Here is a 25,485-nt window from a genome sequence, read left to right on the forward strand (position 1 = left end):
CCCGGTGGTAACTCAAGGGCCCCCGGTCAGCGCCGGGGGCCGGGGCCTGGTGTCAGTGCTGGGGGTCGGTGCTGGAGGGCACGCGGTGGTGCTTGCCGTTGGGCAGCGGCAGCCGCTTGCGCTCGCGGCGCTTCTTGACGACCTCGACGATGATCGGGATCAGCGAGATGAAGACGATGATGAACACGCCCGGCAGGATGTACTTGTCGATCTGCTTGGGATCGACCTTGCTGCCGAGGAAGTAGCCGAGCAGCACCAGGCCCTCGACCCAGACCACGCCGCCGATGACGTTCCACAGGAAGAAGCGCCTGGCGGGCATCTCCAGGACGCCGGCCACCGGGTTCATGAACGTGCGGACGATCGGCACGAACCGCGCCAGCACGACCGCCCGCGCCGGGCCGAACTTCTGGAAGAACTCCTCGGCGCGCACCACGTGTTCGCGCTTGAACAGCCGCGAGTCGGGCCGGTCGAACATCTTCCTGCCGAACCTGGCCCCCAGGAAGTGGCCGAGCTGGGCGCCCGCGATGGCACACAACGGTGTGCCGATCACCAGGACGGGGAAGGAGATCGGCGGCGCCTCGCCCACGACCAGCGACGCGGAACTGAAGATCCCCGCCGCCACCAGCAGCGAGTCGCCCGGCAGGAAGAAGCCGAGCAGCAGACCCGTCTCGGCGAAGATGATCGCCAGGACGCCGATGGTGGCGAAGGCGCCGAGGATGGTGAGCCACCACGTCGGGTCGAGGAGATTCCAGAGCCAGTCCACCCCGTGAGCCTACCTGGAGCCGAGCGAATCGGATGTGGCCATCCGGCACGCGTTGTCACTACCAGTTGTGGTTGGGAGCCGGGATACTGGGCAGGCGCGAAGCCGTACTTCTCAGGGAGATGACTCATGCCCATCGCGACTCCAGAGGTCTACGCCGAGATGCTCGACCGTGCCAAGGCGGGCGGGTTCGCCTATCCGGCGATCAACGTGACCTCTTCTCAGACCTTGAACGCCGCGCTGCGCGGGTTCGCCGAGGCCGAGAGCGACGGCATCGTGCAGGTGTCCACCGGCGGCGCCGAGTTCCTCTCCGGCACGACGGTCAAGGACATGGTGACGGGCGCGACCGCGCTGGCCGAGTACGCGCGGGTGGTGGCCGCCAAGTACCCGGTCACGGTGGCGCTGCACACCGACCACTGTCCGAAGGACAAGCTCGACGGCTACATGCGACCGCTGATCGACATCTCGCTGGAGCGGGTGTCCAAGGGCCTCGACCCGCTCTTCCAGTCGCACATGTGGGACGGCTCGGCCGTGCCGCTGGAGGAGAACCTGGAGATCGCCAAGGAGCTCCTGGACAAGTGCGCCCGCGCCCGGATCATCATGGAGATGGAGATCGGCGTCGTCGGCGGCGAGGAGGACGGCGTCGTCGGCGAGATCAACGAGAAGCTCTACACCACCGCCGAAGACGCGCTGGCCACGGCCGAGGCCGTCGGCGTCGGCGACCGGGGCCGCTACATGCTGGCCGCCACGTTCGGCAACGTGCACGGCGTCTACAAGCCGGGCCACGTGAAGCTGCGGCCGAGCGTGCTGAAGGAGATCCAGGAGGCGGTCGGCGCCAAGTACGGCAAGGACAAGCCGTTCGACCTGGTCTTCCACGGCGGCTCCGGCTCGCTGCTGGAGGAGATCCACGAGGCCATCTCCTACGGCGTGGTGAAGATGAACGTCGACACCGACACCCAGTACGCCTTCACCAGGCCGATCGCCGACCACATGTTCCGCAACTACGACGGCGTGCTGAAGGTCGACGGCGAGGTCGGCAACAAGAAGGCCTACGACCCGCGCGCCTACGGCAAGAGCGCCGAGACCGGCATGGCGGCCCGCGTGGCGGAGGCCTGCCACAACCTCAAGAGCAGTGGGACGAAGATCTCCTAGCCACTTGGGCGGCACGGCGGGTATGACTTGTCCTATGGATAACCTTCTCGCCGGGCCGCCCCCGACTCACCTGCCGGACCTGCCCGAGGCCAGGGAGGCGCTGGAATCCGGGGCCAAGGCCGCCGACGTGGCCGCCCGCTTCCCCGCCCACCCGGCGGCCTGGGCCGCGCTCGCGGAGGAGTACTTCGCGCAGGGCCATGCCGTCACCTCCTACGCCTTCGCCCGCACGGGCTACCATCGCGGCCTCGACCAGCTGCGCAGGAACGGCTGGAAGGGCCACGGTCCCATCCCTTGGGAGCACGAGCCCAACCGCGGCTTCCTGCGCTGCCTGCACGCCCTGTCCAGGGCGGCGCAGTCCATCGGCGAGAAGGACGAGGCCGAGCGCTGCCTGCAGTTCCTCAAGGACAGCAGCGAGACCGGATATGAGGCGCTGACCAAGGGTTAGCAGCGCATTGGGCCCGCATTGGGCCCACGCGCCTTGGGACGAATGGGCAGACTCGGGTAGTCTCTCTACGCAAGAGCCCCTGTCGCACTTGCGCCAGGGGTTTTCGTTTTGTGCTCGGGAGACTGAACAATGCCGGCTGCCGTTCTCGTTGGGGCCCAGTGGGGCGATGAGGGCAAGGGCAAGGCCACCGACCTGCTCGGTGGCGACGTCGACTACGTCGTCCGTTATCAGGGTGGCAACAACGCGGGACACACCGTCGTCATCGGTGACCAGAAATACGCTCTGCATCTTCTGCCGACGGGGATCCTGTCGCCGGACGTCGTACCGGTGATCGGCAACGGTGTGGTGATCGACCCGGGGGTGCTGCTGAGCGAGATCGACGGGCTGGCCGCGCGGGGAATCTCCGCCGAACGCCTGCTGATCTCCTCCAACGCGCACCTGATCATGCCGCACCACAAGGCGCTGGACAAGGTCACCGAGCGCTATCTGGGCAAGGCCAAGATCGGCACCACCGGACGCGGCATCGGCCCCGCGTACGGCGACAAGATCGCCCGGATGGGCGTGCGGGTCCAGGACCTGCTCGACCCGGGCATCCTGGCCAAGAAGATCGAGGTCGCGCTGACCGAGAAGAACCAGGTGCTGACCAAGGTCTACAACCGGCGCGGCATCGACCCGGCCGCCGTGCTGGAGGAGTACCTGGCCTACGCCGAACGGCTCAAGCCGCACATCGCCGACACCTCGCTGGTGCTCTCCAAGGCGCTGGACGAGGGCAAGTTCGTGCTGCTGGAGGGCGGTCAGGGCACGCTGCTGGACATCGACCACGGCACGTACCCGTTCGTCACCTCCTCCTCGCCGACGTCCGGGGGCGCGTGCGCCGGGGCGGGCATCCCGCCGAACCGGCTCACGAAGATCATCGGGATTCTGAAGGCGTACACGACCCGCGTGGGCTCGGGGCCGTTCCCGACCGAGCTGACCGACGAGACGGGCGAGTGGCTGCGCAGGACCGGCGGCGAGTACGGCGTCACCACCGGCCGCGACCGTCGCTGCGGCTGGTTCGACGCGGTGATCGCCCGCTACGCGACCCGGATCAACGGGGTCACCGACTACTTCCTCACCAAGCTCGACATCCTGTCGGGGCTGGAGCGCATCCCGGTGTGCGTGGCCTACGAGGTCGACGGCGAGCGGTTCGACGAGATCCCGATGACCCAGACCGACTTCCACCACGCGGTCCCGGTCTACGAGGAACTGCCGGGCTGGAAGGAGGACATCTCCAACGCGAAGTCGTTCGACGACCTGCCGCCGAACGCGCAGTCGTACGTGCGGGCGCTGGAGGAGATGAGCGGGGCGCCGATCTCGGCGATCGGCGTCGGCCCCGGCCGCGACCAGACCGTCGTGGTGCGGTCGCTGGTCTGACCGGCACGTGACGAGGGGCCCGGCGCGACAACGCGCCGGGCCCCTCGCGTGTAAAAGGGACTACGGCCGGACGGCGGGCTCCTCCTCCGCCGGGCCTCCGGCGGTGAGGACGGCGGCGGTCATCGGGGTGTGCAGGGTCCAGCCCAGGGTCTCGTACAGGGCCTGGCCCGCCTCGGTGGCGACCAGGATGCCCGTGCGGGCGCCCCGGGAGACGGCGGCGGCGGCGAGCGCGGCCATGACGACCGTGCCGAGGCCGCGCCGGCGGTGTTCGGCGGCCGTCTCCACCTGGTCGATCACGGCGGCCCGGTCCGCGACGGCGAACTGGCCGCGCGCCGCGACCTCGCCCGCGGCCGTGAGCAGCCGGGCCACGGTCACCCCCGCCCTGGTGGTGATCGCCAGGGTGTAGCCCGCGGGGGCCTTCGGGGTGGTGCGGGCCAGGGACGCGGTGGTCATCATGTACTCCTGCTCCTGCACGGACCACCGCGGGGGCAGGGAGGGGGCGACCGCCTCGGCGGGGGCGCAGAGCTTGAGCCAGGTGCCGGGGACGGTGAGGGCGCCGGTCAGGTGGTCCAGGATCTCCGCGGTAGGGGTGGGGACGACGTGCCGCGCCACGTGGCCGGGAAGGCCGACGTCCACTCTGAGGCCCCACGGTTCGGGTACGGGCCGAGGGGCGTTGCGGGAGATCACCCAGCCGTCCACCCATGCCCGGACTGTTGCTGAATGGGCATGTTTGAGAACCTCCGTCATGAGCTCCAGCTTATTGCAAGGTAGTTGCATTTATCGTGCAATAAGCGGGCGGAGAGTCCTCTTGGCGCCTTCCCTTCCGACCGGGGCGTAGCAGGATAAAAAGGACACGGCGTGGCACTGCCTCAGCGGGCCTCGCGCCGGGTAGTGTCCCCGGTGTGCGCGTTGAGATTCATGGTCACCGGGGAGCGCGGGGCCTGTGGCCGGAGAACACCCTGCCAGGGCTGAGCCGCACGATGGAGCTGGGCGTTCACGCGCTTGAGCTCGACGTCGCCCTCACCGCCGATCGCCGCCTCGTGCTCACGCACGACCTCACGGTCTCGGCCGTCACCAGTGCCGACCGCCGTCCGCTGCGGCAGGGCGATCCGCTCTTCCCGTACGTGGGCAAGCCGATCAACGCGCTCAGCCTCGCCCAGCTGCGCACGCTCGACGTGGGCGTACGCCTGCCGCGTCACCTCGACGACCCGTTCGCGCTCACCCAGGTCGCCATGCCGGAGACCAGGATGCCGACGCTCGGCGCGGTGCTCGGGCTGGTCAACGCCTACGAGGCCGAGCACGTGCGGCTGCACGTCGAGCTGAAGTCCGACCCGACCAGGCCGGAGCTGACGGCCGACCCCGAGATGTTCACCGAGCTGGTGGTCGAGGAGCTCGACCGGCACGGCCGGCTGGGCAACGCCGCCGTCCTCAGCTTCGACTGGCGCGTCATCAGGCACGCGGCGCGGCTGGCGCCGGCGGCCAGGCGGTTCGCGCTGATCGAGCTCGACACGCTCCACTGGCACGAGGGCGGGCTGGGCGACGACATCCCGGCCGCCGCCCGCGAGGCCGGGGCCACCACGCTCTCGCCCGAGCACGTGATGGTCGACGAGAAGCTGATGGCCCAGGCGGCCGCGGCGGGCCTCGACGTGGCGGTCTGGACGGTCAACGACCAGGCCCTGGCGAGCCGCCTGATCGACCTCGGCGTGGCCGGGATCGTGACCGACTACCCCGACCGCATGCGGGAGCTGTGGCGCGAGCGCGGCCTCGAACTGCCGGAGGGCGTCCGGCCGCTCAAGCCCGTGAGCGTCTGACCGCCGCTCAAGCCCGTGAGCGTCTGAGCGCCGCGCGAGCCCCCGAGCGTCCGGACGCGCCGCTCAGAGCCAGCCGTTGCGGCGGAAGCCGCGGTGCAGCAGCACGCAGGCGGTGATCATCACGGCCAGCACCGCCGGATAGCCCCAGACCTGCTTGGTCTCGGGCATGAAGTCGAAGTTCATGCCGTAGATGCCGGCGATCATCGTCGGCACGGCCAGGATGGCGACCCACGACGAGATCTTGCGCATGTCCTCGTTGGCCAGGGCGTTCGAGCGGGCCAGGGCGGCCTGCAGGATCGAGCTGCACAGTTCGTTGGAGGACTCGACCTGCTCGCACACGCGGGACAGGTGGTCGCCGACGTCGCGGAAATACTCGCGCATCTCTGAGGGGATGACGCGGCGCTGCGGCAGCGCCGAAAGCGGCGACTGCAGCGGGGTCACGGCCCGCTTCATCTCCAGCATCTCCCGCTTGAGCTGGTAGATCCGGTTGATGTCGCGGGAGCTGACGTCGGCGAAGACGGTCGCCTCGACCTCTTCGAGCTCCAGCTGCATCAGGTCGGCCACCTGGAGGTACTGGTCGACGACGTGGTCGGCGATGGCGTGCAGCACGCCGGCCGGGCCGCGGTTCATCAACTTGGGCTTGTCCTCAAGACGCTCGCGGACCAGGGTCAGCGGGCAGTGCTCGCCGTGGCGCACGGTGACCACGAAGTCGACCCCGAGGAACACCATGATCTCGCCGGTGGCGATGATCTCGCTGTTGGCCGTCAGCTCGTCGTGGTCGAGGTAGGCGACCGTCTTCAGCACCATGAACAGCGACTCGCCGTAGCGCTCGACCTTGGGACGCTGGTGGGCCTTGACCGCGTCCTCGACGGCCAGCGGGTGCAGCCCGAAGACCTCGGACAACCACTCCACCTCGGGGGCCTCGGGCTCGTGCAGCCCGACCCAGACGAACGCGTTCGCGCCGTCGGAGTTCTTGTTGTGCTCGCGGACGAGGTCGAGGGACTCGACGATGCCCGGGGCGCAGACCTTCTTGCCCTGGATGTAGGCGCCGAATTCGACGATGGAGTCGACAGGGGGCACGCAGACCTCACGCACCGGCTTGGTGAGCGGGCGTGCGGCATGCGGCTGAACAGGGTGACGGTTGATGCGACGGAAAAGCGTGGACGAGCGCATGGCAGTCCCTTTCCGCCCGACCTGGCACGCTCCACGCGCGATGAAAAGTCACCTCAATCGACACAAATGCGTGGAGGCACGATCAGGCTGCCGGATTGGAGTGGTCGGGGGTAACTGGGGCGTACGTGGGAGAGCACGTACTGCTGGGATCACCAGGTTTCATCCCGGACCACCTCCAATCACAAGAGACGCCGCAAAGCCGCCTTAACCTACCACAGGCGGGTGAACCCAAACGACGATACTCGCCGGAGGGTGCTCGGTTCAGGTAGAACCGCACAAAGATGCGGGCTTGTTCCGGCATTCGACGTGCCTGCAACCCGCCCGGGACCCGCGCCGGGCGAGGGGGCCGGGCCTGCGACAATGGGGCACGTGCGCGTTCTAGTCATTGGTTCCGGAGGGCGTGAGCACGCCCTGTGCCGTTCGCTCAAACTCGATCCCCAGGTCAGCGAGCTCCACTGTGCTCCCGGTAACGCGGGCATCGAGGGCGTCGCGACCGTTCATCCCGTCGATCCCGTCGATCCCGCGCAGGTGGCCGAGCTGGCCGGGCGGCTGGGGGCGGACCTCGTCGTCATCGGGCCGGAGGCGCCGCTCGTCGCGGGCGTGGCCGACGCCGTGCGCGAGGCCGGCATCGCCTGCTTCGGGCCGACCCGTGAGGCGGCCATGCTCGAAGGCTCCAAGGCGTTCGCCAAGGAGATCATGAATGCCGCCGACGTGCCCACCGCCCGGGCCCGCACCTGCGAGACCGAGGAGGAGGCCGCCGCCGCGCTCGACGAGTTCGGCGCCCCCTACGTCGTCAAGGACGACGGCCTCGCCGCGGGCAAGGGCGTGGTCGTCACGCGCGACCGTGACCAGGCGCTGGAGCACGCGCGGGCCTGCGAGCGGGTGGTCATCGAGGAGTTCCTCGACGGGCCCGAGGTGTCGCTGTTCGCGCTCTGCGACGGCAGCACGGCGGTGCCGCTCCAGCTCGCCCAGGACTTCAAGCGCGCCTACGACGGCGACGAGGGGCCCAACACCGGCGGCATGGGCGCGTACACGCCGCTCCCCTGGGCGCCGGAAGGGCTGACTGAGCAGGTCATGCGCGAGGTCGTGCACCCGACGATCGCCGAGCTGGGGCGGCGCGGGCTGCCGTACCAGGGGGTGCTCTACGTGGGGCTGGCCCTGACCCAGAAGGGGCCGAAGGTGGTCGAGTTCAACGCCCGGTTCGGCGACCCCGAGACGCAGGTGCTGCTCGACCGGCTGGAGACGCCGCTCGGCGGGCTGCTGATGGCCTGCGCCACCGGCGAACTCGGCCTCGACCCGGTGTTCAAGGACGGCTCGGCGGTGACCGTGGTGATCGCGGCGGAGAACTACCCCGACTCCCCGGTCAAGGGCGACGTGATCACCGGCCTGACCGAGACCGAGAACGCGTACGTGATCCACGCCGGCACCGCGCGCGGCCCCGGCGGCGAGGTCGTCTCCAACGGCGGCCGGGTGCTGACCGTCGTCGGCCACGGCCCCGACCAGGCGAGCGCCCGCCGCAACGCCTACGACCTCGTCGACCGCGTCGAGCTGCGCGGCTCGCACCACAGGACGGACATCGCCCGATGAAGCATCTGCACTCCGGCAAGGTACGCGACCTCTACGAGACCGACGAGGGCCTGCTGCTGATGGTCGCCTCCGACCGCATCTCGGCCTTCGACTACGTGCTGGAGCCCGGCATCCCCGACAAGGGCGCGATCCTCACGCAGATGTCGCTGTGGTGGTTCGACCAGCTCAAGGACGTCGTGCCCAACCACATCCTGGCCAGGGGCGACGACGCGCGCAGCGTGCTGTGCAAGCCGCTGCGCATGGTCCAGGTGGAGTGCGTGGCCCGCGGCTACCTGACCGGCGGCGGCCTGTCGGAGTACCGCGCGACCGGCACGGTCTCCGGGGTGCCGCTGCCCCCCGGGCTGGAGGACGGCTCCCGGCTGCCGGAGCCGATCTTCACCCCCTCCACGAAGGCCCCCCAGGGAGAGCACGACGAGCCGATCTCCTTTGAGCAGGTGGTCGCCGAGGTCGGCGCGGAGACGGCCGACGAGCTGCGGCGCATCACGCTCGACGTCTACACGCGCGGCTCGGAGATCGCCCGCGAGCGCGGCATCATCCTGGCCGACACCAAGATCGAGCTGGGCTTCGACGCCGACGGCGTGCTGACCCTGGGCGACGAGGTGCTGACGCCCGACTCGTCGCGGTTCTGGCCGGCCGACGAATGGCAGCCGGGCAGGGCGCAACCTTCTTTCGATAAGCAATATGTACGTGATTGGCTGCTCTCGCCCGAATCCGGATGGGACAAATCCTCCGGAAACCCCCCACCTCGGCTTCCCGAGCATGTTGTCGAGCGCACAAGGCAGCGATACCTAGAAGCGTATGAGCGCGTCACGGGGGCTCCCTTTAGCGGATGATTCGGCTGGGTCACCTGGTGTCAGCCACTACTGTTGGCCCGATCGAGCCTCACCGTTGATTTCAAGGAGCCGCACGAAATGGTCCGTTACCGCGTGCGCGGTGGCAACGCACTGCGTGGAACCGCGTTCATCCAGGGCGCGAAGAACGCCGTGCTTCCCATGATCGGTGCGGCTCTGCTGGCCGCCAAGGGCCGTACCGTGCTGCGGAACGTGCCGATCATCGAAGACGTCCGGCGCGCGGTCGAGCTGGCCGAGGCGATCGGCGCGTACGTGGAGCTGCACGAGTCCGAGCGCACGCTGGTCATCGACGCCTCCCGGCTGAGCAGCCCGGTGCTGCCGGCCGAGATCGCGCGCCGGTTCCGCGGCTCGGTGCTGTTCACCCCCGCGCTGCTCCACCGGCTGGGCGAGGCGATCGTGGAGGGCGTGGGCGGCTGCAACCTCGGCAGCCGCAACCTCGACTTCCACTACCTGGGCTACAAGCGGCTGGGCGCGGTCGTCGACGAGGGCGAGACCGTCATCCACGTCAAGGCCAGCGGCCTGACCGGCGCGACGCTCTACCTGGACACGCCCTCCCACACCGGCACCGAGAACCTGATCATGGCCGCCGCCCTGGCCAAGGGCACGACGGTGATCGAGAACGCGGCTCTTGAGCCGGAAGTGCTCGACGTCATCGACATGCTCACCAAGATGGGCGCGCGCATCAGCGGCGGCGGCACCGGGTTCATCACCGTCGAGGGCGTGGAGGAGCTGCACGCCGTCGAGCACACCGTGATGCCCGACCGGCTCGACGCGGGCGTGTTCGCGATGGCCGCGGCGATCACCGGTGGCGAGCTCAGCCTCGTGGGCACCGGCCTCGACCTGGGCGTCGTCCGCTACAAGCTGGAGCAGATGGGCGTCGACTTCGCCCGTCAGGGCGCGGTGCTGCACGTGCGGTGCGACCGCCCGCTGCGGCCCATCAACATCATCACCGACACCTATCCCGGCTTCGCGACCGACCTGCAGTCGCCGATGATGACGGTGGCCGCCCTGGCCGACGGCACGAGCTACATCCACGAGCGCATCTTCGACGGCCGTTTCGCCCTGGCCGGCGAGCTCAACAAGATGGGCGCCGACGTCGAGGTCGACGACAGCAGGGCCGTCGTGCGCGGGCGCACGCCGCTCAAGGGCGCACAAGTCACGGCGCACGATCTGCGCTCCGGTATCGCGCTCGTACTCGCCGGTCTGGCGGCCGAAGGAGAGACCGTCATCGAGTCCGGATACCTCATCGATCGCGGCCACGCACATCTCGCGGCACGAATGCGCGCGCTCGGCGCGGACATTACACGAGAGATTTCTGAGCGCTAAAAAACATGAGAAAAACCGCGTTGAGCTGCTGAGACATCTTGTCGGGCGGTCAACCAGAACGACTTTCCGGAAAAGTCGGGCGTGACATTACGGCCCCCGCGAGCGATCGTTCCAAAAGAGAGCACTGCAACGGACGGCAGGATGGGACGAACATTGGTCGAGAGGGCCGAAGAAACTCCCCGAGTGTCACGCCCGGGCGCCATGACACCGGACCTCACCATCGGCGTGGTCGGACCCCACGACCTGGTCGAGCGAGTCATGCTGATGGGTCACGCCGCGGCACCGCTGCCGTGTCGCCTGGTCGCGGCCGCGTACCGCGATGAGCAGGAGGCGCCCGACAAGGTGACGCGGCTCGGTCCCGGTGTCGACGCGTGCCTGTTCGCCAGCCCGGTCCCTTATGACCTGGCCCGGCGATCAGGCGTGCTGACGATGCCCGCGACCTACGTGCAACTCGGCGGAGCGGCATTGGTGGCGGCGCTGGCGAAGGCCGCACTTGACACTCGGATGGACCCGCAACGGGTCAGCGTGGACGTGGTCAGCAGGGCGGATGTCGAGGAGGCGTACACCGACCTCGGCATACCGGCCACAGACGTGCACAGCCGCGACGAGCCCGGAGCCACGGGCACGATCGCGGCCTACCACGAACGGCTGGCCCGCCAGGGCGCCACCTCGGGGGCACTGACGTGCCTGCCCGCGGTGGCCGAACGCCTGCACGCAGCCGGCGTGCCGGTCATCAGGATCAGGCCGACCTCGGCCGCGGTCCGGACGGCGCTGCACACCGCGGCGCTGCTCGGGGCGCATCACCGGCTGGAGGAGTCGCAGCTCACCGTGGTGCTGGTGGAGGTGCCGACGCTGCGCGAGCCCGTGCGGCGCGCGGCGCCGCGCTACTGGCGCGACGAGCTGCGGCTGTCGCTCCACCGGTTACTGGTCCAGGAGGCGAACCGGATCAACGCGACCGTCTGGCCGATCGACGATCACAGTTACCTGGTCACCGCGACCAGGGGCTCGATCGCCGCGGCCACCGACGGGTTCAGGGTGCTGCCCTTCGCGGCCAGGATCCGGGACGAGCTGGGGCTGGCGGTCGAGGTAGGCGTCGGGATGGGGCGGACGACACACGACGCGGAGTCGCACGCGCGGGCCGCGCTGGCCCGCACCCAGGCGGGCAAGCAGGCGCAGGGGTTCGCGGTGGACCGCGAGGGCCGGGCCCTCATCCCGGCCCCCCGGATGCCACCCTCCGGGTCGACCGCGCTCAAGCCGAAGGGCGTGGAGGTGCTGGCCAGGCTGGCGGCCAAGCTCGAAGGCGGCGACACGGTGGTCGACGCCGAGGGCGCGGGCAAGATGCTCGGGGTGACGCCGCGCACGGCTCGGCGGTTGCTGCGCACGCTGGTTGACGAGGGACTCGCGTGGCCGCTTCCGCCGAACCGCACCCCGCAGCCGGGGCGTCCGCGCCAGCTCTACCGGCTCATCGTGGAGAAGCTCGGACCGCGGTGACCGTACGGGGCCCGTCGTCCCATTTCATGGGCGACGGGTGCCCGGTTCTTGACCTGGGGAGTCAAAGGTACAGACAATCCGCTTGACTCTTGTGGTCTTATTGGTTGACCCGAGTAGATGCGGGTATGTTCTCCCACGCCCCCGATCGACGGGATTCGGACGGGGGCGCCAAACTTCCCGCACAGCCCCTTCGCCGCCGCCCTTTTTACGGAAGGCGTCCGGACGGGGCTGTGAGGCCGTTTGGCGGCACTGTCGGACCGGCGGGCATGTCCGGATATAGCCGGTCACCACAACCCGCCTGGGACGCTTTCAGCAGGCGCACGCCATCCCACACCGGCTTCAGCAGGCGCACGCGATTCCCGACACCGGCGCCGTCAGGGCGTCGATCGGCCGCCGGGTCACGCCCGACGCCGTCTCGACCGGAAAGCCCTCCCTGGCCCAGTACTCGAAGCCGCCGAGCATCTCCTTGACCGCGTAACCGAGCCGGGCGAACTCCAGGGCGGCCCGCGTGGCGCCGTTGCAGCCGGGACCCCAGCAGTAGGTGACGACGGTGGCCTCCCGGGGGATCAGCGCGGCGGCCCCGGCGGCGATCTCGGCCGTCGGCAGGTGCACCGCCCCCTGGACGTGCCCCTGTTCCCAGCTCTCCCGGCTGCGCGAGTCCACGACCACGACGCCCGGCGCGCCGGCGGCCAGGTCGGCGGCCACGTCAGAGACGTCGGTCTCGAAGGCCAGGCGGGCGGCGAAGTGGGCGAGGGCGGCGGCGTTGGGGGCGGCCGGGGTGGAGGTGACGGCTGACATCTTCGACATTTCCCTTCATTGCTGGTCAGTGGCGATCGTCCCAGCCGGCCCGCCTGCTCAACAGTGGCACGAAAGCCGCCTGTCGCTAATATCGCGCCAAATCCCTAAGTCCGATACCCGCAGGTGATTTGTCGTGGTCGCCCGATAAAGTCATGACCCATGAGTGCGAACACCACTGACAGCCGGGCTCCCGTCCTCGTCTGGAGCGCCCTGGCGATCGTGTACGTGGTGTGGGGCTCGACCTACCTCGGCATCAGGATCGCCATCGAGACCATGCCCCCCATGCTGAGCGGCGCGCTGCGATTCGTGACGGCCGCGCTGCTGCTCGGCGGCTTCCTGCTGATCAGGAAGGGCCTGGAGCCGTTCCGGGTGTCGTGGCGGCAGTTCTGCGGGGCCGGGCTGGTCGGCCTGCTCCTGCTGACCAGCGGCAACGGCATGGTCGCCGTGGCCGAGCAGCACATCTCCAGCGGCCTGGCCGCGCTGCTCGTGGCCTCGGTGCCGCTCTGGCTCGTCGTGTTCCGGATCCTGGTCAGGGACCGGCCGGCCGTGCTGACGCTGGCCGGCGTGCTCGTCGGGTTCGCCGGCGTCGCGGCGTTGTCGCTGACCGGTGGCCAGTCGGTGGACACCACCGGGATCGTGGTGATCCTGGTGGCCTCGTTGTCGTGGTCGGTCGGCTCGTTCCTGTCGGCGCGCATCCCCATGCCCGCCAACCCCTTCGCGGCCAGCTCGATCGAGATGCTGGTCGGCGGCGCCGGCCTGGCCGTGACCGGCACAGTGCTCGGCGAACGGCTCGACCTGGCGGCGGTCTCTGGACGTTCCTGGGCGGCGCTGGCCTACCTGGTGCTGGTCGGCTCGCTGGTCGGCTTCACCGCCTACACCTGGCTGCTGGGGAACGCGCCGATCTCGCTGGTCTCCACGTACGCCTACGTCAACCCGGTCGTCGCCGTGCTCCTCGGCGTGCTGGTCGTGAACGAGCACGTGACCCCGCAGATCATCGCCGGCGGGGCGGTGATCCTGGTGGGCGTCGCCCTGGTGGTCTCCACCGAACGACGCGCCAGAGCCAGGACCGCGCCCCTCGCGGAGGAGGTCAGCGCCTAACCGCGGAACTCCTTGGCGGCGGCGAGGAAGGCGTCGTTGGCCTCGGGGTCGCCGATGGACACCCGGGCCCCCTCGCCCGCGAACGGCCGTACGGCCACGCCCTCCACCGCGCAGGCGGCGGCGAAGTCGAGGGTGCGCTCGCCGAGCCGCAGCCAGACGAAGTTCGCCTCGGTCGGCGGCACCGTCCAGCCCTGCTCGATCAGCGACTCGCGGACCCGGCCGCGCTCCTTGACCACCCGCTCGACCCGCTCCAGCAGCTCGTCCTCGGCCTTCAGCGAGGCGATGGCGGCGACCTGCGCGAGGTGGTTGACGGCGAACGGGATGATCGTCTTGCGGACGGCCGCCGCCACGGGCTCGTGCCCGATCAGGTAGCCGACCCGCAGGCCCGCCAGCCCGTACGCCTTGGAGAAGGTGCGCAGCACGCAGACGTTCGGCCGGTCGCGGTAGAGCGTCAGGCCGTCGGGGACGTCCTCGTCGCGGACGTACTCGCGGTAGGCCTCGTCCAGCACCACGAGCACGTTCTCCGGCACGCGGTCCAGGAAGGACACCAGGGCGTCGCGGCGGATCGCGGTGCCGGTGGGGTTGTTGGGGTTGCACACGAAGACCATGCGGGTGCGGTCGGTGATCGCCTCCGCCATGGCGTCCAGGTCGTGGTCCTCGCCCGCCAGCGGCACCTGGACGGACGTGACCCCCGACAGGTCCGCCAGCAACGGGTACGCCTCGAACGACCGCCACGCGTAGACGACCTCGACGCCGGGCTCGCCGACCGTCTCGAACAGCTGCTGGGCCACCGTGACCGAGCCCGCGCCCAGCGCGATGTGCTCGAACGGCACGTCATACCGCTCGGCGATGGCCTCGGTCAGCCCGACGGCGCCGGGGTCGGGATAGCGGTTGATCTGCCGGGCTCCCTCGGCGACGGCCTCGACCACGGAGGGCAGCGGGTCGTAGGGGGATTCGTTCGAGGAGAGCTTGTACGACCGGCCGTCGGCGGAGACCACGGCCTTGCCCGGCTTGTAGGGGGGCATGGTGTCCAGGATGTGGCGGAAACGAGGCATAGAACTACCTTAAAAGGCCACGCCCGATGAAGCATCCGCCAGCCCCCGCACGTCGAGAGGGCTCACGGCCGGACACGTTCCCAGCGTGTCTCCCCGTCGTGCACGAGGTCGGTGGGGTGGAGGCCGGCGTGGGCGGCGACCGCGGCGGAGGCCGCGTGGCCGGGGTGGATGTGGGCGACGACCGTGCCGAGGTCGTGGGCGTCGCACCAGGAGACCAGGGCGCGGGCGGCCTCGGCGGCCAGGCCGCGGCCCTGCCAGGGCACCCCGACCACCCAGGCGATCTCGGCCGTGCCCGCCTCGACGGTCGCCTGCACGTAGCCGGTCAGCCGGCCGTCGGCACGCAGGCGGAGCACCCAGTTGCGCCAGCCGGGCGGGCCCGCGGCCAGGCGTTCGTAGCGGGCGCGCAGCTCCTGCTCGGTGGCGGGGACGCCGCCGATGAACTCGTGCAGGCGCGGGTCGGCGAGCACGGCCGCCATCTCCGCGGCGTGCTCGACCCGCAGGGGCACGAGCGACAGGCGAGGGGTCTCGATGACGTCGATGAGGTCGTCCGGGATGGTCACTCCTGGAGCATGGGCGGGTGGAGGAGTTCGGCGGGGCCGCGGCGGAAGAGCTTGGCGGGGCGGCCGCCGTCTCTGGTGGTGGTGGCGCCCGTCTCCACCAGGAAGCCCTCCGCCTTGGTGACCTTCCGATGGAAGTTGCGGGGATCGAGGGGACGCCCCCAGACGATCTCGTACACCCGGCGCAGGTCCGCGACGGTGAACTCCGGCGGGCAGAAGGCCGCCCCCAGGGACGTGTACTCCAGCTTGGCGCGGGCGCGGTCGACGCCGTCGAGCATGATGCGGCGGTGATCGAAGGCCATGACGGACAGCGCCTCGACCGGCTGCCAGCTCATGTGCGCCTTCTCCGAGGCCGGCAGGTCGGGGGCCAGGCCCAGGTAGGCGACGCTCAGCACGCGCTGGCGCGGGTCGCGGTCGGGGTATCCGTACGTCTGGAGCTGCTCCAGGTGCACCGGGGCGCCCGGGAGCCCGGCCCGCTCGGCCAGGATGCGGTGGGCGGCGGCCGGCAGGTCCTCGTCGAGCTGGATGAAGCCGCCGGGCAACGACCAGCGGCGCAGGAACGGCGGGTTGTCGCGCCGCCACACCAGGGCGCTCAGGGCGTGGTTGCGCACGGTGAGCACGACCAGGTCGACGCTGACCGGGATGCTCGGGACCATGGACGGCACGTTACACGGAGTCCCGTCTGCCCTATGCGGATATGCGTACGTGGAGGGGCGTCGTGGCCTCCTTGCCGGACGCCCCCTTGATCCCTATCTTGACCCATTCCCCGGGCGGCACCTGGGTCCAGTCGAACGGCACCCAGGCCGTCGCCATCCGGGCCGGGTGCTCGTCCAGCGGGTCCTTGTCCAGCCAGCCGACGGCCGCGACCACCAGTTCCTTGGTGCCGCCGGACCATTCGACGAGCACGGTGCTGCCGTCCAGGTTGTAGCCGCGCACCTCGACGCCGTCCTGGGGGTCGCGGGGCCGCCTGATGGCGTCCACGGCGATCGGGCGCTGCCAGTCGCCGGCGATCTCGTCCTGGAGCGAGGGGTCGCCGCAGGTCATGAAGTCGCTCCACATGTAGGAGACGATCTTCTGGACGTACCGGCCGGCCATCGTGACGGCCTGGTCGAGGCGCTTCTTGTCCGTCTGGCCGCGGGTGCCCTGCGGGGCGCACGGCTGCTTGCCGGACGGCTCGAACGCCTCCACGTTCGCCCACAGCTCCACCTCGTGACCGGCCTGGAGCATCTCGTCGCGGGCCTTGGCCATCTCCCGGTAGTAGTCGCGGGTCGAGCCGTGGTACGCGGTGCCGTACGTGGCCTCGCCGACCACCGGACGCAGCCGGTCATCCACCTCGGTGTCGCGCTCGTCCGGCCAGAACAGGCCGACCTTGCCGGTCCCCCGGCTGTCCTGCGGGGCGATGATGCCGACGCCGGTCCGGGCCAGCGCCTTGAACGCCTCGGCCACCTGCGCCGGCGTCTGGCCGAAGCCGACCCGCTTGCGCGCGTCCAGGTACGGGCTGATCAGGATCGGCTTGCCCAGCTCCTGCTCCACGATCCGGTGCTGGTCGGCGTACACCTCAAGGGTGGGGTTGGTGGCCAGCGTGGCCCCCATCTGGACCTCGAACGGCTGGTAGACGCCGCCCAGGGCCTGCCGGTCGGCGAAGCGCACGCCGTAGTCCTGCAGGATGCGCCGGGTCAGCGTGGTGAGGGTGCCGATGTGCCGCTTGTTCGCCCTGGTCGGCGTCTCGGAGTCGCGCGGGGCGAGCGGCAGTGCCGGGAAGACCCGCATGCTGAACTGGTCGGCCAGGTCGAGCAGCTCGGCCAGGCTGTCCTTGGCCGAGCCGGCCACCAGGATCAGGTCGTACGACGTGGCCTTCTTGGTGAAGTCGCAGGTGGCGTCGTCGGAGCCGTCCGGAGGGGCGACCATGCGGTAGTAGATGCGGTCGCCGGCCTTGACGGCGTGTTCCATCTTGGGGCAGCGGAACAGGTCGCCGCCGAACGCCTCGTCGGTGCGGTAGACGTACGTGCGCCCGATCCGGTTGCCGGGGTTGGCCTTGCGCAGGTCCCGTTCGGCGGCGTCGTGGCAGCTCAGGCCGTCCTCTTCGCACGCCTTGTACAGCGGGTCGAGCGTCCCGTCCTTCGCCAGCACCTCGCCGGTGTCGTCGGAGACGCTACGGAACTGCAGGCCGTACCCGATCCTGATGATCGTGTCGCCGCCGGCGCGGTGGATCTCCTGGAGCTGGTGACGCCAGGTGCACGGGTTCGACTTCGGCGTGATCCAGTAACCGGTGACGGCGTAGAAGTTCTTGGTCGTGGTGTCGAACGTGCCGCAGGGGTCGGTGAACTCCTTGACCTTCGGCGGCGGCGGCGTCGATACGGTCCTGGACGGCTTCGGCGTGCTCGACGAGGACGCGACCGGCCGCTCGGACGACGACGGGAAGAGGATGATCACCACCGCGACCACGGCCAGGACGGCTGCGCCCACGAGCAGGAAGAGCCATCGCACGTTCAGGAACCTACCGCTCTCGTGATCTGCCGGAGATAAACCGCTATCGCGTGATCCCGGCCCATGCCTCAAGCTGGGTCACGAACCGCTTGGCCGAGTTCGGCCAGTGGTGGTTCGCGCGGGCCGCGGCATACCCGCGAGCGCCCTGCGCCCGCCGCTCGCGCACGTCGTCCCGCAGCGTCAGCACCGCCTGCGCGACGGCCTTCGGGTCCTCCCAGGGCACGACGACGCCGCTGTCGTACCGCTCCACCAGCTCGACCGCGCGCGGGGACGGCGTCGTGATGACCGGGATGCCGTGCGCCATGTACTCCACGATCTTGGTGGGCATCGAGTGCCGGTAGTTGGGCTCGTCGTGCAGCAGCGACAGCCCGGCCAGCGCCCCGTCGAGCCGCTTGAGCGCCTCGTCGTTGGGCATGAAGTCACGCCACTCCAGCAGGCCGTCGGCGACGGCCTGGTTGAGCATCGGACGGCTCTGCGGATCGGCGTACCCGATCAGCTCCACCGTCACCCGGTACGGCTGCAGCAGCTTGGCCACCTCGACGGCCTCGAACACCCCGCGCGCCCGCGACAACCACCCGAGGTAGACCACCCGGTCGTCACCCGGAGGCGTCACCGAGTCCGGTACCCAGGTCTCGTTCGGCACGATCAGATGGGCGTGCTTGAACCGGCCCGCGTAGGCGGTCTCGGCCAGCAGCAGGTGCATGTGCCGCTCGGCCGTGCCCTCCAGCATGCGGGCGAAGAAGCGCACCGGCGGGCGCAGGAACGAGGGCAGCCACGGCTTGAGCGACAACGTCGCCGGGGTGTCCTCGTGCACGTCCCAGACCACCGGCGGCCGGTTGCGCACGCCCCAGACCGCGAACAGCAGCTCCGGGTCGTGGATCAGGACCAGGTCGACCTTGTTCCGCATGCGCTTGAACAGCCGCCGGGCGGCCCAGACGGCCGCCACGCGTTTCCGCTGGGCGGCCCTGGGCAGATCGACGCCGTTGACCCATGGACGCGGTACGACCCCGTGCGCCGAGAAGGAGGCGGCATACGTGACCTCATGACCGGCATCCACGAGGGCACGGATCTGCCGATGCAGAATTCTCGCGTCCTCGGGGTTATGCACCACCGTCATGACGAGCACGTGCACTGCGCGCAGCCCTCCGTCGCTACAGCCGCTCGACGCGTTCACCCTCGGTGAGCACACCGCGGGTGTCCAGCACGAGCTTGGCCTTCGCCTCGACCATGGCCAGATCGAACGCGGCGTGCTGCTGCAGCAGCAGCGTCACGTCGGCGTTGACCACGGCCTCGGTCAGATCCTCTTCCCGTGGCACCGGAGTGCCGTCGACCGACCACTCCTTGACGTACGGATCGGCGAACGAGAGATCGGCCCCCAGCTCCAGCAGCGCACGCGCCACAGGCAGAGCCGGAGTTTCCCGTTCGTCGGCGATATCCGGTTTGTACGTGACGCCGAGCATAACCACTCGGGCGCCGTTCACGGGCTTCTTGTGTCTGTTCAGCAGTCGCTGGACGCGCGCCACCACGTAGGACGGCATGCGCTCGTTGATCTCCTGGGCCAGCTCCACGAACCTGAACGGGTACCCGAGCTTGCGCACGGTGTAGGACAGGTACGAGGGGTCCACGGGGATGCAGTGACCGCCGACGCCCGGCCCCGGCAGGAACTTCTGGAAGCCGAACGGCTTGGTGGCCGCGGCCTCGATCGACTCCCACAGGTTGATGCCGAGCTCGTCGCAGAAGATCGCCATCTCGTTGACGAGGGCGATGTTGACGTGCCGGTAGGTGTTCTCCAGCAGCTTGGCCATCTCGGCCTCGCGGGTGCCGCTGACCGGCACCACCTGCTCGATGAACTGCTTGTAGAACGCCGTCGCCCGGTCGCGGCAGACCGGCGTGTAGCCGCCCACGACCTTCGGGGTGTTCTTGAGCCCGAACTTCGGGTTGCCCGGGTCGATGCGCTCGGGCGAGAAGGCCAGGTGGAAGTCCACGCCGGCGGCCAGGCCCGACTGCTCCAGCAGCGGGCGGGCCACCTCGTCGGTGGTGCCGGGCCAGGTGGTGGATTCGAGCACGACGAGCGTGCCCTTGCTGAGGTTGCGGGCGACGGCCTTGGTCGCGCCCTCGACCGCGGACAGGTCGGGACGGTGGTCCTCGTCCAGCGGGGTGGGAACGCAGATGACGATCGTGTTGCTTCTGGCCAGCACGGACTCGTCCAGCGTCGCGCTGAATCCGTTCGCCAGCATGTGATCGAGGTCAGCGTCGGTCAGGTCATCGATGTAGGACTGCCCGGCGTTGAGCGCGTCGACCTTCCGGGGGTCGACGTCCACGCCGACGACCCGCAGCCCGGCGGCAACCGCTTCCTTCGCAAGCGGCATACCGACGTAGCCCAGGCCGATGACAGCCAAGTCGATTTCTGTCACAGCAGTGCCTTCGAGAGCCGGAAACAACACTTCATGGTCGCAAAGGTTATCTCAAGTCCACCTAGCTCACGCCTAATGCGACCGAACCCGTCACAACGTACAGGCAACGTGGAGGTCATCTTTCGGCAAGCGATCGGTATAGAGCTTGATAAGTCTCGGCAACGCGGCTCCAGGTCCGCTTCGCGGCGACTTCGGCGCGTCCGGCCTCGCCCATCTCCGCCCGTCTGGCCGGGTCCTCGCGCAGGCCGGCGATCGCCTTGGCCAGCTCGGCCGGGTCGCCGGCAGGCACCAGCAGACCGGCCCCGTCGGAGCCGACGAGCTCGGAGAGCGCGGGCAGATCGCTGAGCACCACCGGCTTGCCGAGCGCCATCGCCTCGACCGGCTTCAGGGGCGTGACGAGCCGGCAGACCCGCAGGTCCTCACGCGGGCAGGCGAAGATGTCGATGGCGTCCTGGGCCTGCAGCGCCTCGTCGGGCCCGACCCGGCCGGGCAGGACGGCGTCGCGCAGCCCCAGCTCCTCGACCAGGGCGAGCAGGTTCTCCCGCTCGGCGCCGTCGCCCACGATGAGCACCCGCACCGGCGTGCGGTCGTCACGCAGCAGCGCGGCGGCGCGCAGCAGGGTCGCGAAGCCCTCGTAGGCCACGATGCTGGACACCGAGCCGACCACGATCTCACCGGGGGCGATGCCGTAGGCGTCGCGGAACGAGGCGCCGTCGTAGTGGGCCGACAGCAGGGTGTCGTCGACGGCGTTGGGCGCCAGGTGGATGCGTTCCCTGGGCACGCCGCGCTCGACGATCTCGGTGGCCATCGTCTCGGCCAGCGTGACGACCGCGTCGGCCTCGCGCATGAGGAACGCCTCGCGCTCGCGCTGGAGCACGTGCCGCTGGCTGCCGACCCGGACGGGGTCGCGGGAGGCCCACGTCTCCTCCAGGAAGCCGCGCACCTCGTAGACGAACGGCGTGCCCGTCCGGTCGCGGACGGCGTGCGCGACCGAGCCGTTGCGGTGGTCGGTGGCGGCGTGCAGGACCTGCGGGCGCAGCTGCTCGACCAGGCGGGTGACGCCCTCGGCGCCCTTGACCATGCGACCGCGCATCTCGAACGGCACCTCACCGTGCCCGTCGGGCAGCAGGCGGTAGTACGGGATGCCGTCGATCTCCTCCTGCGCGGGCGCGTCGGCGTGCCCCTGGAGCATGGGCCAGCCCCAGCTCGTCACGACGTGCGGGTCGAGCCCGGCCGCCTTCTGGGAGGTGACGATCCGGTGGGTGCGCACGGTGTAACCGGCCTGCGTGTACGGCAGCGCGTTGGTGACCAGGTGCAGCACGCGGCCCTCGACGCGCCCGGCGATGGCGACCTTCGGCGCCGGCGGGATCGGGTCGGGGCTGATGGCGGCCAGCTCACCGCGGTAGTAGGCGGCCCTGCGCTTGACGAAGGGGTATTTGGTGTGCGCGTCGAGCACTTCGGCGGCCTGCGAGACCCGCCCGGCGTCCCAGTGGGCCTTCGCCTCGTTCCACGGCGCCTTGATCACGCGCATGCCGATCTTGCGCACCATGCGCCGGGCACGGCGGGCGGCGGGCCAGGCCACGCTCCCGACGAGCGGGCGCAGCTTGGGCGGGAGCGCGTCGGCGGCGGCCTGCGCCACGCGGACGGGGTCGGACTTGACCTTGGTCACGACGACGCGGGAAACGATGACGGGGTGCTGGACGAAGCCTTTGAGAAGTCCCCCGACGCCGGCCCGGGCGGACTTCGCGGAAACCTTGGAGGAGTCTTGACGACTGGCGTCGGATGCCACGCTGGGACCGTACCATAGGCAGCGTTTTTCCCTTCCGCTATGAAAGGCGAGGTCAATGAGGGAGAACCCCCTGGTCCTGCACGTTTTGGGTGCTCGTCCCAATTTCGTGAAAGCGGCCCCGGTGGTGCGTGCACTCGGTGAACTCGGCGTGCGGCAGGGCATCATCCACACCGGTCAGCACTACGACGCGCTGATGTCGGACGTCTTCTTCGCCGATCTCGGCCTGCCCGAGCCGGTGGCCAACCTGGCGGTGGGCTCCGGCACGCACGCCAGGCAGACCGCGGCCCTGCTCGTGGGCCTGGAGGACGTCTTCGTCGCCCAGGAGCCCGACCTCGTCGTGGTCTACGGCGACGTGAACTCGACGCTGGCCGCGATCCTGGTCGCCGCCAAGCTGGGCATCAGGACGGCGCACGTCGAGGCCGGGCTGCGCTCGTTCGACCGGGGCATGCCCGAGGAGGTCAACCGGGTCGTCACCGACGCGCTGGCCGACCTGCTGTTCGTCACCTCGCCCGAGGCCCTCGCCTATCTGGCCTCGGAGGGCGTGCCGCCCGCGAAGGTGCACCTGGTGGGCAACCCGATGATCGACAGCCTGTTCGCCGCGCTGCCCTCGCTGGACCCGGCGCCGGTGGTGGCGCGGCTCGGCCTGCCGGCCCGGTACGCCGTGGCGACCCTGCACCGCCCGGCCAACGTGGACACCGCCGAGGCCGCCAGGGAGCTGGTCGAGGCGGTGCTGGAGGTGTCGCGGCGGACGCCGGTCGTGGTGCCGGTGCACCCGCGCGGCAAGGCGCGGCTGGCCGAGGCCGGTCTGGTGGACGGCGACACGATCAAGGTCATCGAGCCGCTGGGTTATGTGGACTTCCTCTCACTCGTCCGGGGCGCGGCGCTGGTCGTCACCGACTCCGGCGGCGTGCAGGAGGAGACGACCATGCTGGGCGTCCCCTGCCTGACGCTGCGGCCCAACACCGAGCGGCCGATCACGATCACGCACGGCACGAACCGCCTGGTCACGCCCGCGCTGCTGCCCGCCGCGGCGGAGAAGGCGCTCGCCGACGGCGCCGCCACGCCGGCCGGCGAGCTGCCGGTGCTGTGGGACGGCAAGGCCGGTCCGCGCATCGCGACGGTGATCGCGGCGTGGCTGAAGGGCGACAACCTGGCCCCCGCTTCCCAGGCCAAACGCCCCGAATAGCGGCTGAATCCGCCGTACTATGACATACCTCCGCTGAGCGATAGGCGTATCACCATGGCCGAAAACCCTGAGCCCCCCGCGTTCCAGCGACTGGGACCCGTCAACTGGCTGCCCGAGGAGCGCAAGCTCATCGAGCGGTACGAGGCCGAGGTCAGGGAGCTGCGGCGGCGGCTGGAGATCGCCGAGGCCAAGGCCGCGTACGCCGGCTGGAAGCTGGAGGCCACGCAGGCCAAGCGCACGTTCAAGCTGGGCGAGGCCCTGGGCTCGAAGAGCCCGGGGAGGATCGTCGAGGCGGTCAGGTCGAAGGACAAGGCGCCCAAGCCACCCATGCCGGTCACCGAGGCGGTCGAGCTCGCCAACCACCGCCCTCCGCTGGTCGAGGTGCCGACGGCGAAGTGGCCGCTCGGCCCGGTCAACCGGCCCGACCTCAAGGTGGCGGTCATCCTGGACGACTTCTCCAGGATGGCCTTCAGGTACGAGTGGGACCAGATCGAGTTCGGCCTCAAGGACTGGCCGGAGATCTTCGCCGAAAAGCGCCCCGACCTGCTGTTCTGCGAGTCGGCCTGGCACGGCAACCAGGGCCGCTGGCGCTACCAGATGACCGGCACGAACGCCCCCAAGGAGCCGCTGCGCGACCTGGTCGCCTGGTGCCGCGCCGAGGGCATCCCCACGGTCTTCTGGAACAAGGAGGACCCGCCGAACTTCGACTTCTTCATCGACACGGCCAAGCTGTTCGACCACGTGTTCACCTGCGACGGCGACATGGTGCCGAAGTACCGCGAGGTGCTCGGCCACGACCGGGTCGACGTGCTGCAGTTCGCCGCCCAGCCGCGCGTGCACAACCCGATCCAGCAGAAGCAGGGCCGTCTGCACGACGTGGTGTTCGCCGGCATGTACTTCCGCGACAAGCACCCCGAGCGGCGCGAGCAGATGGAGGTCGTCCTCGACCCGGTGCGCGAGCTGGGCCTGCACATCTTCGCCCGCAACGGCGAGGTGGACGAGAAGTACGCCTGGCCGGAGAAGTACCGCCCGCACATCGTGGGCGAGCTGCCCTACGACCAGATGCTGGCCGCGTACCGGATGTACAAGGTCTTCCTCAACGTCAACTCGGTGCTCGACTCGCCGACCATGTGCGCCCGCCGCGTCTTCGAGCTGTCGGCGTGCGCGACCCCGGTGGTGTCGGGGTGGTCGCGGGCGATCGAGGAGACGTTCGGCGAGCTGGTGCCGATCGCGCGTGAGCCGGTCGAGTCGTACAACCAGGTGCTGCACCTGATCAACAGCCCCGAGCTGCGGGCCAGGATGGGCCACCTGGCGATGCGGGAGGTCTTCGACAAGCACCTGTTCTCGCACCGGGTGGACCAGATCCTGCAGAACCTCGGCCAGGCGACCACGCCCCGGTCGCGCTCGATCTCGGTCGTGCTGCCGACCAACCGGGCCTCGCAGATCGAGCACGCGATCTCGTCGGTGGCCCGGCAGCTCCACCGGCCGCTGCAGCTCGTCATGGTCCTGCACGGGCTGGACATCGACCCGGTGGTGGTCGCCGACAAGGCCCGGATGGCCGGCATCACGGACGTCGTCGTCCTGCCCGCCGCCCCGGAGCTGACGCTCGGCGCCTGCATGAACCTGGGCATCGCCGCCGCCGAGGGCGACCTGATCGCCAAGATGGACGACGACAACCTCTACGGCGAGCACTACCTGTCGGACCTGGTGCGCGCGTTCGACTACTCCGACGCCGAGCTGGTCGGCAAGGGGGCGCACTACGCGTACTTCGAGGGCAGCAACACCACCATGCTCCGGCTGCCCGGCCTGGAGCACCGGTACTCCTTCCTCGTCCAGGGCGGGACGTTCCTCGGCAAGGCGGACATGTTCCGCTCGTACGGCTTCGCGGACATCACGCGGGGGGAGGACACCCAGCTGGTACGCCGGCTGAAGGAGGACTCCGTCAAGATCTACTCGGCCGACCGGTTCAACTTCGTCTACTGGCGCAGCGCCGACGCCTCGATGCACACCTGGCAGGCCGACCACATCAAGCTGACCCGCAACGCGCAGTTCTCCTTCGTCGGCCGCCCGGACGACCACGTGCTCATCTGAG

Annotated in this window: 22 protein-coding genes; 11 read left to right on the plus strand and 11 right to left on the minus strand. The window is 69.9% G+C overall.

Going from position 1 to position 25,485, the window contains the following annotated elements; all coding sequences use genetic code 11:
* Positions 1-52: 52 nt before the first annotated feature.
* A complete protein-coding gene (locus AB0C33_RS21565) occupies positions 53-763 on the minus strand; it encodes a DedA family protein (protein WP_358290615.1) in 711 nt (236 codons plus the stop codon).
* A gap of 126 nt (positions 764-889) precedes the next feature.
* On the opposite strand from AB0C33_RS21565, the gene fbaA reads away from it, so the two are divergent.
* The 3 genes from fbaA (at position 890) to AB0C33_RS21580 (ending at position 3,770) form a co-directional block, all read left to right on the plus strand.
* Positions 890-1,912, plus strand: a complete 1,023-nt coding sequence (gene fbaA / locus AB0C33_RS21570) for a class II fructose-bisphosphate aldolase (RefSeq protein WP_352318009.1) — start codon at positions 890-892, stop codon at positions 1,910-1,912.
* A 34-nt stretch (positions 1,913-1,946) separates the two neighbouring features.
* Positions 1,947-2,357 (plus strand): DUF3151 domain-containing protein, encoded by a 411-nt coding sequence (locus tag AB0C33_RS21575; protein ID WP_352318011.1) that lies wholly within the window; start codon positions 1,947-1,949, stop codon positions 2,355-2,357.
* Positions 2,358-2,486: 129 nt separating this feature from the next.
* Positions 2,487-3,770, plus strand: a complete 1,284-nt coding sequence (locus AB0C33_RS21580) for an adenylosuccinate synthase (RefSeq protein ID WP_358290619.1) — start codon at positions 2,487-2,489, stop codon at positions 3,768-3,770.
* Positions 3,771-3,830: 60 nt separating this feature from the next.
* On the opposite strand, the gene AB0C33_RS21585 is transcribed toward AB0C33_RS21580, so the two are convergent.
* The gene (locus AB0C33_RS21585; RefSeq protein WP_358290622.1) at positions 3,831-4,406 is read right to left on the minus strand and encodes a GNAT family N-acetyltransferase; all 576 of its coding nucleotides are present in this window, start codon (positions 4,404-4,406) and stop codon (positions 3,831-3,833) included.
* Positions 4,407-4,672: 266 nt separating this feature from the next.
* Here AB0C33_RS21585 and AB0C33_RS21590 point away from each other — a divergent pair, with 266 nt between their 5' ends.
* The gene (locus AB0C33_RS21590; RefSeq protein WP_358290626.1) at positions 4,673-5,581 is read left to right on the plus strand and encodes a glycerophosphodiester phosphodiesterase family protein; all 909 of its coding nucleotides are present in this window, start codon (positions 4,673-4,675) and stop codon (positions 5,579-5,581) included.
* 63 nt (positions 5,582-5,644) lie between these two features.
* On the opposite strand, the gene corA is transcribed toward AB0C33_RS21590, so the two are convergent.
* Entirely contained in the window at positions 5,645-6,661 is a 1,017-nt protein-coding gene (gene corA / locus AB0C33_RS21595; RefSeq protein ID WP_352357551.1) for a magnesium/cobalt transporter CorA, read from the minus strand.
* Between the two features lie 462 nt (positions 6,662-7,123).
* Between corA and purD the strand changes: the two genes are divergently transcribed.
* The 4 genes from purD (at position 7,124) to AB0C33_RS21615 (ending at position 12,009) form a co-directional block, all read left to right on the plus strand.
* Positions 7,124-8,341, plus strand: coding sequence for a phosphoribosylamine--glycine ligase (gene purD / locus AB0C33_RS21600; RefSeq protein WP_358290629.1), 1,218 nt, complete (start codon positions 7,124-7,126; stop codon positions 8,339-8,341).
* Positions 8,338-9,174 carry a phosphoribosylaminoimidazolesuccinocarboxamide synthase gene (locus AB0C33_RS21605; protein WP_358290632.1) on the plus strand — a complete coding sequence of 279 codons (837 nt, stop codon included), beginning with the start codon at positions 8,338-8,340 and terminating at the stop codon, positions 9,172-9,174. Before purD ends, AB0C33_RS21605 begins: the two co-directional genes overlap by 4 nt.
* A 78-nt stretch (positions 9,175-9,252) precedes the next feature.
* Positions 9,253-10,518, plus strand: coding sequence for a UDP-N-acetylglucosamine 1-carboxyvinyltransferase (gene murA / locus AB0C33_RS21610; protein WP_358290635.1), 1,266 nt, complete (start codon positions 9,253-9,255; stop codon positions 10,516-10,518).
* Positions 10,519-10,719: 201 nt separating this feature from the next.
* Positions 10,720-12,009: a GTP cyclohydrolase IIa gene (locus AB0C33_RS21615; RefSeq protein WP_352357559.1), complete on the plus strand. Its 1,290-nt coding sequence runs from the start codon at positions 10,720-10,722 to the stop codon at positions 12,007-12,009.
* A 339-nt stretch (positions 12,010-12,348) separates the two neighbouring features.
* On the opposite strand, the gene AB0C33_RS21620 is transcribed toward AB0C33_RS21615, so the two are convergent.
* Positions 12,349-12,816 (minus strand): rhodanese-like domain-containing protein, encoded by a 468-nt coding sequence (locus AB0C33_RS21620; protein WP_358290638.1) that lies wholly within the window; start codon positions 12,814-12,816, stop codon positions 12,349-12,351.
* A gap of 150 nt (positions 12,817-12,966) precedes the next feature.
* Between AB0C33_RS21620 and AB0C33_RS21625 the strand changes: the two genes are divergently transcribed.
* Entirely contained in the window at positions 12,967-13,905 is a 939-nt protein-coding gene (locus tag AB0C33_RS21625) for an EamA family transporter (protein WP_358290641.1), read from the plus strand.
* On the opposite strand, the gene hisC is transcribed toward AB0C33_RS21625, so the two are convergent.
* The 7 genes from hisC to AB0C33_RS21660 form a co-directional block, all read right to left on the minus strand.
* Positions 13,902-14,960 carry a histidinol-phosphate transaminase gene (hisC, locus tag AB0C33_RS21630; RefSeq protein WP_358290644.1) on the minus strand — a complete coding sequence of 353 codons (1,059 nt, stop codon included), beginning with the start codon at positions 14,958-14,960 and terminating at the stop codon, positions 13,902-13,904. The two genes, AB0C33_RS21625 and hisC, sit on opposite strands and share 4 nt — an antisense overlap.
* A 62-nt stretch (positions 14,961-15,022) precedes the next feature.
* Positions 15,023-15,520: a GNAT family N-acetyltransferase gene (locus tag AB0C33_RS21635; protein WP_358290646.1), complete on the minus strand. Its 498-nt coding sequence runs from the start codon at positions 15,518-15,520 to the stop codon at positions 15,023-15,025.
* Complete coding sequence (locus AB0C33_RS21640) at positions 15,517-16,173, minus strand: NUDIX domain-containing protein (protein WP_358290649.1); 657 nt, start codon at positions 16,171-16,173, stop codon at positions 15,517-15,519. The genes AB0C33_RS21635 and AB0C33_RS21640 overlap by 4 nt, the downstream gene beginning before the upstream one ends.
* Positions 16,174-16,204: 31 nt before the next feature.
* Entirely contained in the window at positions 16,205-18,004 is a 1,800-nt protein-coding gene (locus AB0C33_RS21645) for a DUF4434 domain-containing protein (protein WP_358290652.1), read from the minus strand.
* A gap of 43 nt (positions 18,005-18,047) precedes the next feature.
* On the minus strand, positions 18,048-19,136 hold the full coding sequence (locus AB0C33_RS21650) for a glycosyltransferase (RefSeq protein WP_358290655.1): 1,089 nt from the start codon (positions 19,134-19,136) through the stop codon (positions 18,048-18,050).
* 19 nt (positions 19,137-19,155) lie between these two features.
* On the minus strand, positions 19,156-20,418 hold the full coding sequence (locus AB0C33_RS21655) for a nucleotide sugar dehydrogenase (protein ID WP_352357573.1): 1,263 nt from the start codon (positions 20,416-20,418) through the stop codon (positions 19,156-19,158).
* A gap of 115 nt (positions 20,419-20,533) precedes the next feature.
* The gene (locus AB0C33_RS21660) at positions 20,534-22,207 is read right to left on the minus strand and encodes a glycosyltransferase family 4 protein (RefSeq protein WP_358290658.1); all 1,674 of its coding nucleotides are present in this window, start codon (positions 22,205-22,207) and stop codon (positions 20,534-20,536) included.
* A 55-nt stretch (positions 22,208-22,262) separates the two neighbouring features.
* On the opposite strand from AB0C33_RS21660, the gene wecB reads away from it, so the two are divergent.
* A complete protein-coding gene (wecB, locus tag AB0C33_RS21665; RefSeq protein ID WP_358290661.1) occupies positions 22,263-23,393 on the plus strand; it encodes a UDP-N-acetylglucosamine 2-epimerase (non-hydrolyzing) in 1,131 nt (376 codons plus the stop codon).
* Positions 23,394-23,447: 54 nt separating this feature from the next.
* Entirely contained in the window at positions 23,448-25,484 is a 2,037-nt protein-coding gene (locus AB0C33_RS21670) for a glycosyltransferase (RefSeq protein ID WP_358290664.1), read from the plus strand.
* Position 25,485 lies beyond the last annotated feature (1 nt).

It is taken from the genome of Nonomuraea sp. NPDC048881 (assembly GCF_040649795.1).
In the GTDB taxonomy this organism is placed as follows: domain Bacteria; phylum Actinomycetota; class Actinomycetes; order Streptosporangiales; family Streptosporangiaceae; genus Nonomuraea.